The sequence below is a fragment of the Nitrospirillum karajorum genome, assembly GCF_036348415.1.
Taxonomy (GTDB): domain Bacteria; phylum Pseudomonadota; class Alphaproteobacteria; order Azospirillales; family Azospirillaceae; genus Nitrospirillum; species Nitrospirillum amazonense_B.
In genome coordinates, this window is record NZ_JAZBQB010000002.1 from 1167405 (window position 1) to 1180068 (window position 12664).

Genomic DNA, 12664 nt, shown 5'->3' on the forward strand with positions numbered 1-12664 from the left:
CGCCGGAACGACGGTGGTCAGGGGCCACCTGACCGTTCATGAAGAGCGCCGACGGCAAACCATTGCCCCCAGCCGCCGCCCTGGTCCCGGAAGGCCAGCACCATGGGCTTGCCGACCGCTGTTTCCGGTATCTGCAGGTCCATGGCCGTCCACGTGGTGGAAACCTCGAAAGAATACCGGGCAACCTCCGCCCCCGTGGCCTCATCGATCAACACCACCATCAGCCCCTCCGTATGGGGGCCGGTCACGATGGGAAAGACAATGTGGGATTTGGGAGGCACGAAAGACCCAAAGCGCAGCTCACCAATATTACTGTCAGCGCCACTCCAGGAACCATAAACAGGATCGGGCACCGGCGACGGGCCGGCGACAGCGTTCTGACCGTCCTTGGTCCATCCCCCCGCCAAGGTGGGCGCCCCAGACATGACGAGGGGCGCGCCGAGAGCATTCATGGGAACATACCCTGACAGTACAGCAGCTGTGACTGTCCCTGCTACCTTGCAAGCCCGATGGTGGGGAAGCATGGCGTAGGCGTTCACCGGCTGATTAGCCGAGGCCTTCAGGAAGCCCTGCCAACCGACGGCGTCACTGGTGACTTGGGACAGCGCCTGAGGTACGTCCTTGCGGTCCCAGCCGCCGCCAGCGAAGCCCTGGATGGTACCGGCGCCATCCGTGAACACCAAGCGATCGGCGGCGCTTCCATCGACCATCGACCAAGCCCAGCCAGCGGTGACAAAGCTGGCCTGGTTGTCGGCAGAAGACAGCATGATCAACCTGTCGATGGAGCCTGTGCACGCATTATCGGGTAGGACCGTGGCGATTTCCGCCAGGTTCCGCCCTAGAATGCGGTTCGCCTCATCGGCGAAAACACTGAGATGTCGCTCACGCAGAAACGGCAATTGTTCGATGATGGTCCGGTCCACCGGATAGACGGCCCTGTAGCTGTCTGGGTCCTGAACCTGGCTGAGAAAGGCATCGCGCGCTCGGGCACGAATAAGCGCCTGGGTTCCCGCATCCTGCAATCCGTCCAAATGGCCGCGGATGGAACTCGTGGCCACCAAGGCTGCGATTACCCCCACGATGATGGATAAGGCCCTGCTGGCGCGCCCCTGGACCCGCAGCGGCATCCAGTAGAACAAATGCGCAACCCAAAAGATGGACACGGGCGTGACATAGCGGCTGGACAGCGACTGTCCCAAACCGAAGGTGATGCGCCCCAGCGCGGTCACCATGGCGGTGCCGGTAATGAACAGGATGACCGCCAGCAAGCTGACCCGCGGCACCTCCTGGTCCCGGCCCAATACCGTTCGCCCCAGAGCCCCCACACTCAACAGCAATCCGATGGCACCGAACACGACGACAACCGTATATGGCTCCGCCCTACCATTGCTGTCCAGGAACACCGTTACATTGCCCAGGTATCCACAGACATAACGGATATACTCGACCGGATGCTGTAACGAATAAATGTATGGCGAATGCCCTTCCACAGGGTGGAAGTGCAGAAAATACGACAGGGCAAGTATCACGGCGCAGAATACGGTGGCGATAATGCCGGCCCGACCGACCCTTAGGAAAAGCGCCATAGGTATAAGAAGCATGGGGGCCAACACGCCGTTGGAAAGCGTATAGGTGCTGACGAACGCGCAACCATACGCCGCCACGCGGTACCCCCAGGGGGACCGACCCGCCCGCTCGCGCTCGACCGATAGGCCAAAGAAGAAGAACGTCGCTGTAGCGGCGGCAGTGATACCAAAGAACTGGACCTGAAATCCCCACAAGAAATTCTCGTACTGGGCCAACGAAAAGATCATTGCCGCTGCTATCGAAACCAGCGAGACGAAGACGAACCAGTTCCGCTCCATCTTTTTATAGAGGGCTCCTAACAAGAAAAGTGCACAGACTTGAATTAAGATATTTGCCGTAAAATCGACAGAATTGGTCGATTTTGAAATGAAATAGTCTAGAAAGAAAACTAATCGAGGAAAAAATATGCGATGCTCGTTGTGTTGATTGAAAAGATCGAAGAATCTCAGGCTCCCATCAGAAAACTTCCGAATATAGTTTAGATCGTCCCATTGATCCCAATACAGTACGGTGCTCCCGAAATGGGCCAACGCCCATATCGTAGATATAAAGATTGATGCCCCTAATAGAAAAAGGGGGATCGCAAATATAAACTGCGCCTTATTATAAATTGAAGAAGATATTTTTTTTATATCGCCGGTAACTTCGTTGAAACTCATAGACATTGCCATCCTCACTCAATTCCCAACGCCGAGCAATGGAACCAGCTTATCCACCACGACGCCAGAAAGTTCAAGCGCCGCCACATCGCGTTGTACCGATCGAAGGCTCCGTCCGCCGTGCGAATTCAGAAGCGATGACCGACTAAGCGGCAGACCGCGGCGCACCAACTAAGCCCATAGGACGCAACTGGGGACAGTTAATGCCAAAAGGCGATGTAAGGGCCAGAATCAGCGTCTGTCTGGAAGCGAAGGCCATCCTTACTCCTCGGGGGAAGCGGAACCAACGCAGAGACTCGGACACCGTTTTTCATCCTTACTCCCCGGGGGCGAGGCGCGGCCGGAGGGGTTTGAGCAATTCTTGTCACCAGGATCGTCGGATATCCTTACCTCCTGGGGGGTCGCAACTCCTTGAGTTTCCCAGCACGGGCCCGTCTTTCCTTACCGCTTGGGGGGGTGTCGGGCCGCGTTACGTCCTTGATGCCGGTCAAAAGTCCGAAAAGCGGTTCCTTCACCAGCCATTTCAGGCGTTTATCGGCTTGCTTGTCGGTGAGTGACCAATTGCGCACTCCCCCAAACGGTAAGGATCTATGTCGGCCCGCCCCCAGGCGGTAAGGATATCGCCTTCACGGCACCGAGACGGCACCACTTCCCCCCAGCGGGTAAGGATGGCTCTGCTATACGCATTCGCCGAATGATTCGGACGGACTGCCCATGCCCGTCCTTACATCGACGAGTCGCGGAAACCGGGGGATTAAGGGCACACGGGGGCGGTCCTTGGTTGACCGCTTTACCCCCAAAACGAACGGTTATTTTTAGTGTTCCCTTTCAAAAAGGATTCTAGGACGCGCAAACCCTGGCAAACCCTGCGGTTTTTCGACCTTATGCTTACCAGCTGGGGGCGATATCCCTACCGGTCGGGGCGAGTCGCCTGCCGCCCCAGGGCGTAAGGGGCGGCGTTGATATCGCCCCCGGGGAGTAAGGAACTGGGAAATAAGGCGTTTCCACCCTTTCCTTACTTGCGGCCCATGTAAGGAAGCCCCTACAGTGCGGCCATTCGTTCACGGGATGATGGCATGGCGCGCAAAAGCGATAAACCGGTCTTGAGGCCGTCGGTCTCAACGCCGACGGGGCCCGCGGCTGACCGCTTGGTGTCGCCCGCAACGGCCGCGACCAGGGACGCCCTCATGCCCTATCGGCCGCAGGACGTGGCGGGACCGGGCATCGTCATCGACATGGACGGCGGCATGGACACCTCCGTGCCGGCGTTGGCGGAGGAGAACGCGCTGGGCCTGACGGCCAAGGTGGCGGCGACGACGTTCGAGCGGGACGGCTACAAGCATCTGATCAAGGCGGCGGAGGCGGTGTATTCCTACCCCGCCAATGGATCGCGCCTGTCCCTGCCCGCGCAAAAGATGCTGAACTTCATGATCCATCTGGCCGGAAGCCAGAACTTCGCCAACAAGCTCTATCGCCTGCCCAAGAAGGTCGTGCGCGGCAACCACAAGGGCAACGAGCGTATTTTCGACGCCGTGAAGGAAATCTACGAATCCAGCCTGGTGGTCATCGGCCCTTTCCGCGGTCGCCGGTCGCGTGCCGAGCTGCGCATCCTCAGCAGCTATGTCCGGCCGGAGGAGGAGATCGAGAGCGACAGCGCCGACATCCACTTCCAGTTCACCGACGCTTTCCTGGAACTGCAGCGCGCGTCCAAGCTGTGGGCGCGGCTCTCGGGCCCGGCCATGGTGAAGGTCACCAGCACCTACGCGCTGAAGCTCTATGAGATCGGCATGCAACGCTATCAGATGGATTTCCCGTCCCTGGCGCTGGATATCGACACGTTGCGCCGCCTGCTGAACGTGCCGGAGGGGGCTTACAAGGATTTCGGCATCCTGCGCACCCGCACCATCGATCGCGCCATCGCCGAGGTTAACCAGCTGGCGCCCTTCCGGGTCGAGATGCCGGACGCCAAGATGGTCCGCCGGGGCCGGAAGGTGGAGGAAGTCACGCTGGACTTCTTCGCCAAGGATGAGGATGAGGTGGCCGACACCTTCCTGGAACGAGAACGCCACAGCGTGGGCCGTCGCGCGCGGCGCACCGGCAAGGTGGAGAAGCTGGAGCCGGCGGCGATCGAGGCACCTCCCCCCTGCCCGACGCCGATGATGCCAATGCCCTGTGGGCCGCCGCCCGGCACGCGCTCTTGGCCAAGAATGTCCCGGCGCCACTGTTGCGTGACCTGGAGGTGGAACGCATTGAGGAAACCGCGCGGGGCGAGCGTCGCCTGGTGCTGTTGGCCGGCCACCCCGCCACGGCGCAGACCGCGCGCATGAACCATGAGGCCAGCATTCGCGGGGTCCTGATATCGCTGACATCCGGCACCATCAACGGCGTCGATATAAAGGCGCCCCCACGCCGTAAGGACAGGGGCGCGGACCCCGCCCCCATGGCGTAAGGGTGCGGGACCACGCAGTAGTTGCGACGTCGCAACCCGTGCTGTGACGTTGACGTAACACAACACCCCTTGTTGACATGATTTGACCGACATTCGTATGCTGCGGCAACTGAATCGGCCTCGACACGGGAAGGACTAGCCATGGATGGCGCCGCATTGCGCAGCGCGCGGGAAGCGCGGGGCGAGACCCAGCAGACCTTCGCTGATTGGCTGAACGCCAGTCTGGGCCGGAAGTATGACAAGGGCCGTATCAGTCGCTGGGAGACCGGCGGGGAGAAGATTCCCCAGGCCGTCATCGACCTGTTGACCCCGCGCCGCCGCGCTCGCCAGACGGCCACCATCATCGCCTTGTCCAACCAGAAGGGCGGCGTGGGCAAGACCAGCGCCTCCGTCAACATTTGCGCCGCCCTGGCGGCCCTGGGCCAACGCGTCTTGTTGGTGGACGCCGATCCCCAGGCCAGCGCCACGGTGCACCTGGGCATCAGCCAGGCCGACATGTCGGAGGCGGGCAAGACCACCTATCACGTCATGCTGAAGGACCAGGCCACGGGCCAGGCGGCCGTGCCGGTGTGCGAGGGCCGCTTCCACCTGCTGCCCAGCACCATCCTGTTGTCGGCGGCGGAGACGGAACTGATCGCCGAGCCTATGGGCACCCTGGTCCTGCGCGAACGGCTGGCCATGGTGCGCCGGGCCTATGATTACATCCTGATCGACTGCCCGCCCCATCTGGGCATGCTGACCCTGAACGCCCTGGCGGCGGCCGACGGCGTGCTGATTCCCGTGCAGACGGAGATGTTGGCCCTCATGGGGGTGCCCCTGCTGCTGGACACCATCAGCAAGGTGCGCCGCCGCGGCAATCCCGATCTCAGCGTCATCGGCATCCTGCCTACCATGTATACCGCCCGCCACACCCAGGATCGCGCCACGCTGGCCGATCTGGAGGCGCGGTTCGGCGGCGCCATCCGCATCTTCACGCCGGTGCCGCGCGCCACCATCTTCCCCCAGTCCGTGGCCGCCGGGCAGCCCACCATCGATGTGGCATCAGACCCCGCAACCGTGGCACCTTTCCGCGAGGTTGCCCAAGCCTTGCTTGAGGCGGATGGAGAGGACGTTGCCCATGTCGCGTAAACTGGCCCGCAGTAATCCCGCCCTGGCGGCGACGGCGGCCAGCCTGTTGCCAGCCACGTCCAAGCCGCTGAACAAGCTGTACGGCACGTCGGAGGATTTTCCGGAGCTGGTGGAACTGGACCTGGACCAGGTGTTCCCCAACCCCGATCAGCCGCGCCGTCACTTTGATGAGACCGCGTTGCGCGAACTGGCGGACAGCATCGGCGCGCAGGGACTGATCCAGCCCATCGTCGTGCGCAAGCGGACGGAGGGTGGCTATCTCATCGCCGCGGGCGAACGCCGTTGGCGCGCCCATCGCCTGCTGGGCAAGGCCACCATCTTCGCCATCGTCACCCAGGGTGGGCTGGACGAGATCGCCTTGATCGAGAACCTCCAGCGCCAGGATTTGGATACGCTGGAGGTGGCGCGGGGCCTGAGCCGTCTGGGTGAGACGCACCGCTATACCCAGGACCAGTTGGCGGGAGCTGTCGGCCTGAGCAAGTCCGAGGTGTCGCGCCTGTTGGCCCTGGTGCGCCTGCCAGAGGCTATCCTGGCGGAATATCCCGAGTATCGTGACCAGGTGACCAAGAGCCATCTGTTCATCCTGGCGGATGCCGAGGATGATGCCGCGCGTCACCGGCTGTGGGCGCTCATCAAGGGTGGCGCCACCATCAAGGCCTTGCGTGCCGCCAACAAGCCGACCGAGCCGCAAGCGGCGACACCCAAGGAGGTGCTGTCGGCCGGCCGGTTGATCACGCGCATGGAACGGGACTTGGCGCAGGTCGCGGTCGGACCCTCCGGGTTGGCGCCGGAGGAACGTCAGCGGCTGGAGCGGCTGCGCCTCCGCTTGGATGAACTTCTCCGTTAAACCGGAATGCGGTCAGGTCATGATACCTGGCCGCGCCTTTCCATGATTGCGACGTCGCAATTGCCGCTTCAGCAGGACGCGAAGCCGCCGGCCCAAAGTGGCCGGGGCCAGGGGTAATTCCCGCGCCTGCCGCAGCGTGCCCCCAAGCGGTAAGGATGATGCCAAGCCTACCTTGGGCACGGCGACGCGCTGCGACAGGTAGATGCCTGAATGGCCGCTGAAGGCATAGGCAACAAAGCAGGCGACGGCGATGTACGGCGTATGGGCTGCGCCGAACAGCTCTATCCCCATCAGGGTGCAGGCCAGCGGCGTGTTGGCCGCGGCGGCGAACAGGCCGACGAAGCCCAGGCCCGCCATCAGGTCCAGCGGGGCGTCCAGCACGCCGGCCAGGGCATGGCCCAGGGCCGCGCCGATGAAGAACAGCGGTGTCACTTCACCCCCCTTGAAGCCGGTGGCCAGGGTGATGACAGTGAACAACGCTTTCCATAGCCAACTGAAGGGATGATAGGGCGGCTGGAACAGGCCGGGCAGGGTGACCGCGCCTGGGTCGGCGGACCAGACGCCCAGGCCCAGATAGTCCCGCGTGCCCAGTACCTGGACCAGGGCGATGAGCAGCAGGCCGCCCAACACTGGGCGCAGCAACGGGTGCGGGCAAAGACGCCGGACCAGGGCGGCGGCGGCGTGCAGGGCTTCTGAGAAGGCCAGTCCGGCCAGTCCGAAAATCACTGCCGCCGCTGTCACCTTGGCCAGAAGCCAGCCCTGGATATGAAAGCCGGCGTCGCCGGCGGCGATGGCGTAGGAAGTGTGTTCGATGCCCCACGCATGGCAGGTCCAGTCGCCCACCAGAGCGGCGATGAGACAGGGCAGCAGCGCCTCATACCGCACCTGACCCAGGCTTAGCACTTCCAGCGCGAAGATGGCGCCGGCGATGGGCGTGCCGAAGACCGCGCCAAAGCCCGCGGCCACGCCGGCCATCAGCACCAGCCGGCCTTCCGCCGCGGACAGCCTCATCAGCCGGCTGAACCCGCTGGCCAAGCTGCCGCCGAGTTGCACCGCCGTGCCCTCCCGCCCGGCGGAGCCGCCGAACAGGTGGGTGACCACGGTGGCGACCAGGATCAGCGGCGCCATGCGCAAGGGCACGCCGGCCCCGGGCTGGTGGATCTGGTCCACGATCAGGTTGTTGCCGCCATCGGCCCGCCCGCCGAAGCGGCCATAAACCCAGACGATGGCGACCCCGGCCACAGGCAGGGCGTAGAGCAGGGCAGGGTGGTCGAAGCGGAGCCGCGTCGCCTGGTCCAGGCTCCATAGGAACAGGGCGCAGGCGCTACCGATCGCGGCGGCGACCGGGCCGATCAGGCATAGCCATTTCATCAGGGCGCGCGTTTGCGCGGCCCACGAAGCCAACAGGCGGCGGGGAAGCATCGAGGAAACCCGGGATGTGGTGAGGTAAGGATGGGGCGAGGACACTGCAGATGGACTCCGACCGTCAGGTGACAAACACCGAAGGTAGGAATCATCAGCCCCAGGGCGGAGCGGTTCGGCCGCGTGGCGCGGCCAGGCAGAAATCCATTGCCGGGGTCAGCTATTACGGGCGCCCATGCCGTCTGTCAACAGTGATCGTGGGACGGGGGGCATTTCGATTCGCGTACGGTTAGGCGATATCGAATCGGCGTTCCTTTGCCGATTCGTTGATATTCTCGGGCCGGAAAAAAATCTAAATCCGGTTTAACTTGCGCCATGGCCCGAGTCGGGCCGACATCACAGCAGGCGGACCTTGTTCAGCAGCGCCAGCAGTTGGCTCTGCTCCTCCGCCGTCAGTACGGAGGAAACCTTGGCTTCCTGTTCTTCCACCAGGCTTTCGGCATGGGCCAGCAGGTCCTGCCCCGCCTCCGACAGGCTCAGCATCTGCACGCGGCGGTCCTGGCGGCCGCGCACGCGTTTGAGCAAGCCGCGGTTGGCCAGGCGATCCACCAGGTGCGCCATGTTGGGCGGGGCGATTTCCAGGACTTCGCCCGCCTGACGTTGGTTGACGCCCTTGTTCACGCTCACCAGGCTGAGCAGAGAGAATTCCGCCAGGGTGAGTTGGCAGGGGGCCAGGTGCTCCAGCACCAGGCGCCGGACCAGGGTTTCCGCCCGCGACAGGTTGAAACCCACGAACCGCTCCAGCTTGGAGCAATCCAGCGTCGTTTCGACCTTGCCCACGGTGGGCAGGGCCTCATCCGGGCCGTCCTCGGCCCGCGCGGGGGCATCAAGGGTCAGGTCATCGGAGGCGGATTTATGGTTCTTCAGGGCCGGCATGGGGGCGGTCTCAAAAAGCGGGGCGGGCGTTGCGGCGTGGCGCGAATGATCGGTTCCAGGCCCTTATATCAGCCGCGACGGCGCGGCCGATAGTATTGGTTAAATTATCCTGTTAATTGTCATGCCCGTCCAGGGAAACCACCATTCGTCGTGCTGGCCGCGAGGTATGCTCATGAGGATGGGGCCGGGCGGTATATCCCTGGCGCGGTGCCTTGGTACAGGGCGTCGACCAGGGCCGCTCGTTGGGTCAGCACCATGCGCTGGTTGATGGACCGCTTGTCCGTGACCTCACCCTTGTCCAGGGACGGCGCGTCCGCCAGCACCAGCGCGCGGGCCACACGGTTGGCGCTGCCGGTGGCGGTGGCCGCCAGGCGGTCCACCAGGGCCTGGAACTGCCGGCGGATCGGGGGGCGGCCAGAATGTCGCCAATCGGCGTCCCGGCCGGCAGCGCGGCCAGATCGGCGCAGGCCTCGACATTGGGGAAAATCAGCAAGCCCAGGTCGTCGCGCTCGGGGGCGGCGATCACCACGTCCTGGACATAGGGGGCGCCCTCCGTGATCACGCGGGCGCGCAGGGGGCCGACATTGACGAAGGTGCCGGAGGAGAGCTTGAAGTCCTCCGTCAGGCGGCCGTCGAAGACCAGGCCCAATTCCGGCCGCGTCGGGTCCAGCCAGCGCACGCCATCGCCGGTGCGGTAATAGCCGTCCTTGTCGAACGCCGCCGCCGTACGATCCGGCGCCCGCCAATAGCCGGGCATGACGTGGGGCCCGGCGAAGCGTGCCTCAAGCTTGTCCCCGACGGGCACCAGCTTGACGGCGCAACCGGGCGCGGGCAGCCCGACATAACCCGCCTGCAGCAAGGCGCCGGCGCTGCCACCCAGGGAAAAGCCGCCGGTGGTGAACAGGCAGGAGGGGGAGGTTTCCGTCATGCCCAAGCCGGCGAAGACGGGGATGCGGGCGCCACAGTGCGTCTCGGTCACGCGGTCCAGCCGGTCCCAGGCCGCCTGCGACAGGCCCGCGCCCCCGAAAAAGAACATGCGCATGCGGGCATAGAAGGAGTGACGCAGTGCCGCGTCCTCTTCCAGCGCGGCCGTCAAATCCTCCCACCCCTTGGGCACGTTGAAATGCACCGTGGGGGAAATGTCACGCAGGTTGCGCAGGGTTTCGGCGAAGTGCTGCTGCGTCGGCTTGCCATCGTCGATGTAGTAGCTGCCGCCGTTATAAAGGGCGATGCCGACATTGTGGCTGCCGCCATAGGTATGGTTCCAAGGCAGCCAATCCACGATCACCGGTGGCTCTTCCCCGAACACGGGGAAGCTCTGCAGCAGCATCTGCTGGTTGGCGCACAGCATGCGCTGGGTGGTGGTGACCGCCTTGGGGGTGCTGGCGGAGCCGGAGGTGAACAGGAATTTCGCCACCGTGTCCGGCGTCAGGGCCTGATAGACGGCATCCACGGTGGTGGGCGTGGCCGCCAGCAGGTCCGCCAGCGGCGTGACGGCCCGGTCGGGCAGGGACCCCGACGAGGCCACGATCTCCACATCCGCCGGCACGACCGCGGCGATGGCGGCGGCGTACGCTGGCGCCTTGTCGACGAAAACCAGCCCCGGCGTCACCGTCTCCATGACCAGCCGCAGCTTCTGGAAGTCGCGGGACAGCAGGGAATAGCCGGTGGAGACGGGGCAATGGGGCACCCCGGCGTAAAGTGCTCCGGCGGCGACGCGCAGATGGTCCACGCTGTTGCCGGACAGGATGACCACCGGCCGGTCCGCCGTCAGGCCGCGATCCAGCAGGGCTTGGCCGATGGCGCGGGCGTCGGCCAGCATGCCGGCGTAGCTGATGCGCCACCAGGCGCCGTCCGGTCCCCGCTGGGCCACCAGGGTGCGGTCGGGATCGGTGGCCGCCACAGCCTCCAGCCGTTCCAGCAAATGCCGGGGGTAGGGGGCCAGGGCCTCGGCGCAAAGCAGGTGCCAGACGCCGCCGGGTTCCTGGCGCAGCCTTACCGGCAGGGGGTTCACCGATACCGCCCGGTAGCGCGCATCGGCAGAGGAAGGGGAGGCCGCACGGGTCACTTTGCCTGATCTCCGATGAAGAGATGGGGAGGGGAAGGACGCAAGCGATAAGGGACCGGCCATCCCCCAAGCGGTAAGGATGGCCGGTTGAGGGGGGTCAGATGGGATAGTGGCGCGGGCCCGTCTGGATGGTGACCCAGCGCAGCTCGGTGAACTCGGCCACGCCCCATTTGCCGCCGAAGCGGCCATAGCCGCTGCTTTTCACGCCGCCGAAGGGCATTTGCGCCTCGTCATGCACGGTGGGGCCGTTGATGTGGCAAATGCCGGACTCGATGCGCTGGGCCAGGGTCAGGGCGCGGGCGACATCCCGGCTGAACACGGCTGCCGACAGGCCGTATTCACTGTCATTGGCCACGCGGATGGCGTCCTCATCCCCGTCCACGCGCATGACGGCGACGACGGGCCCGAAGGACTCCTCGGCGTAAAGCTTCATGTCCGGTGTCACGCCGTCCACCACCGTCGCCTGCATGATGGCGCCCTCGATCCCGCCACCGGCGGCGATGCGGGCGCCCTTGGCGACGGCGTCATCCAGCAGGGTCTTGATGCGCTGACCGGCCTGGACGTTCACCAGGGCCCCCAGGATGGAGCCGGGGGCGGAGGGATCGCCGGCCGTCAAGGTACGCGCCTTGGCCGCCAGCTTAGCCACGAAGGTGTCCGCGACGCGCGCGTCCACCACCAGGCGCTCGGTCGACATGCAGATCTGGCCCTGGTTGAAGAAACCGCCGAAGGCGGCGGCGTTCACCGCCGCGTCCAGGTCGGCGTCGTGCAGCACCAGCAGTGGCGCCTTGCCGCCCAGTTCCAGCAAGGCGGGTTTCAGGTGCTTAGCCGCCAGTTGGGCGACGATGCGGCCCACGCCGGTGGAGCCGGTGAAGTTCACCCGGCGCACGGCCGGGTTGGCGATCAGCCGTTCCACAATGGCGGCCGCGTCGGCAGGGGCGTTGGTGATGACGTTCACCACGCCATCGCCCAGGCCGGCATCCTGCAGGATCTGGCCGATCAGGCGGTGGGTGGCGGGACACTGCTCACTGGCCTTCAGCACCACGGTGTTGCCGCAGGCCAACGGGGTCGCGATGGCGCGGGTACCCAGGATGACGGGAGCGTTCCAGGGGGCGATGCCCAGCACCACGCCGCAAGGCTGGCGCAAGGCCAGGGCCATGTTGCCAGGCACGTTGGTCGGGATGACCTCACCGTTGATCTGGGTGGTCATGGCCGCCGCTTCGCGCAGCATGTTGGCCGCCAGCATGGCGTTGAACCCGTACCAGTTGGGCATGCCGCCGATCTCGGCCGCGCCGATGGCGATGAAGTCCTTGGTGCGGGCGTCCATCAGGTCCGCAGCCTTCATCAGGCGCTGGCGGCGCTCCCCCGGGCTCAGCGCGGACCAGGCTGGGAAAGCGGCCTGGGCGGCCGCCACGGCGGTGTCGGCATCGGCCAGGGTGGCGGCGGCGGCGATGGTCACCCCTTCGCCGCTGACGGGGTTGGTCCGGGTGAAGGTGGCGCCGTCGGCGGCGGGTACGTCGCGCCCTCCGATCAGCAGGCCTGTCGTCGTGCTCATGGCAACCCTCCCTGGGTTTATTGTTCTGCTGGTACTTTGGTCTGGCCGCCTACGCGCATCCCTGCCCCCAGGGCGT

General features: G+C 64.8%; 8 protein-coding genes and 1 riboswitch. Of the genes, 3 read left to right on the forward strand and 5 right to left on the reverse strand.

Annotated elements, in window-relative coordinates; translation table 11 throughout:
* Positions 1-17 precede the first annotated feature (17 nt).
* Positions 18-2246, reverse strand: coding sequence for a hypothetical protein (locus tag UCD39_RS12695; protein ID WP_330496365.1), 2229 nt, complete (start codon positions 2244-2246; stop codon positions 18-20).
* 1187 nt (positions 2247-3433) lie between these two features.
* On the opposite strand from UCD39_RS12695, the gene UCD39_RS12700 reads away from it, so the two are divergent.
* The 3 genes from UCD39_RS12700 (at position 3434) to UCD39_RS12710 (ending at position 6670) form a co-directional block, all read left to right on the forward strand.
* Positions 3434-4573 carry a replication initiation protein gene (locus UCD39_RS12700; protein WP_330496366.1) on the forward strand — a complete coding sequence of 380 codons (1140 nt, stop codon included), beginning with the start codon at positions 3434-3436 and terminating at the stop codon, positions 4571-4573.
* Between the two features lie 263 nt (positions 4574-4836).
* A complete protein-coding gene (locus UCD39_RS12705) occupies positions 4837-5823 on the forward strand; it encodes an AAA family ATPase (protein WP_276509090.1) in 987 nt (328 codons plus the stop codon).
* On the forward strand, positions 5813-6670 hold the full coding sequence (locus tag UCD39_RS12710) for a ParB/RepB/Spo0J family partition protein (RefSeq protein WP_330496367.1): 858 nt from the start codon (positions 5813-5815) through the stop codon (positions 6668-6670). Before UCD39_RS12705 ends, UCD39_RS12710 begins: the two co-directional genes overlap by 11 nt.
* A 12-nt stretch (positions 6671-6682) precedes the next feature.
* Here UCD39_RS12710 and UCD39_RS12715 read toward each other — a convergent pair whose 3' ends face one another.
* The 4 genes from UCD39_RS12715 to UCD39_RS12730 form a co-directional block, all read right to left on the reverse strand.
* The gene (locus tag UCD39_RS12715; RefSeq protein WP_442943630.1) at positions 6683-8041 is read right to left on the reverse strand and encodes a voltage-gated chloride channel family protein; all 1359 of its coding nucleotides are present in this window, start codon (positions 8039-8041) and stop codon (positions 6683-6685) included.
* A 129-nt stretch (positions 8042-8170) separates the two neighbouring features.
* Positions 8171-8253: riboswitch (Fluoride riboswitch) on the reverse strand.
* A 175-nt stretch (positions 8254-8428) separates the two neighbouring features.
* Positions 8429-8968 carry a MarR family winged helix-turn-helix transcriptional regulator gene (locus UCD39_RS12720; protein ID WP_330496369.1) on the reverse strand — a complete coding sequence of 180 codons (540 nt, stop codon included), beginning with the start codon at positions 8966-8968 and terminating at the stop codon, positions 8429-8431.
* A gap of 247 nt (positions 8969-9215) precedes the next feature.
* Positions 9216-11036, reverse strand: a complete 1821-nt coding sequence (locus UCD39_RS12725) for a feruloyl-CoA synthase (protein WP_330496370.1) — start codon at positions 11034-11036, stop codon at positions 9216-9218.
* A 97-nt stretch (positions 11037-11133) separates the two neighbouring features.
* Positions 11134-12588: an aldehyde dehydrogenase gene (locus UCD39_RS12730; RefSeq protein ID WP_330496371.1), complete on the reverse strand. Its 1455-nt coding sequence runs from the start codon at positions 12586-12588 to the stop codon at positions 11134-11136.
* Positions 12589-12664: the final 76 nt, after the last annotated feature.

What these genes read in the sequence shown, in the direction of transcription:
- UCD39_RS12695 (WP_330496365.1), bottom strand. Translation starts at nt 2,246, where the DNA reads ATGAGTTTCAACGAAGTTACCGGCGATATAAAAAAAATATCTTCTTCA.
- UCD39_RS12700 (WP_330496366.1), top strand. Translation starts at nt 3,434, where the DNA reads ATGCCCTATCGGCCGCAGGACGTGGCGGGACCGGGCATCGTCATCGAC.
- UCD39_RS12705 (WP_276509090.1), top strand. Translation starts at nt 4,837, where the DNA reads ATGGATGGCGCCGCATTGCGCAGCGCGCGGGAAGCGCGGGGCGAGACC.
- UCD39_RS12710 (WP_330496367.1), top strand. Translation starts at nt 5,813, where the DNA reads ATGTCGCGTAAACTGGCCCGCAGTAATCCCGCCCTGGCGGCGACGGCG.
- UCD39_RS12715 (WP_442943630.1), bottom strand. Translation starts at nt 8,041, where the DNA reads ATGAAATGGCTATGCCTGATCGGCCCGGTCGCCGCCGCGATCGGTAGC.
- UCD39_RS12720 (WP_330496369.1), bottom strand. Translation starts at nt 8,968, where the DNA reads ATGCCGGCCCTGAAGAACCATAAATCCGCCTCCGATGACCTGACCCTT.
- UCD39_RS12730 (WP_330496371.1), bottom strand. Translation starts at nt 12,588, where the DNA reads ATGAGCACGACGACAGGCCTGCTGATCGGAGGGCGCGACGTACCCGCC.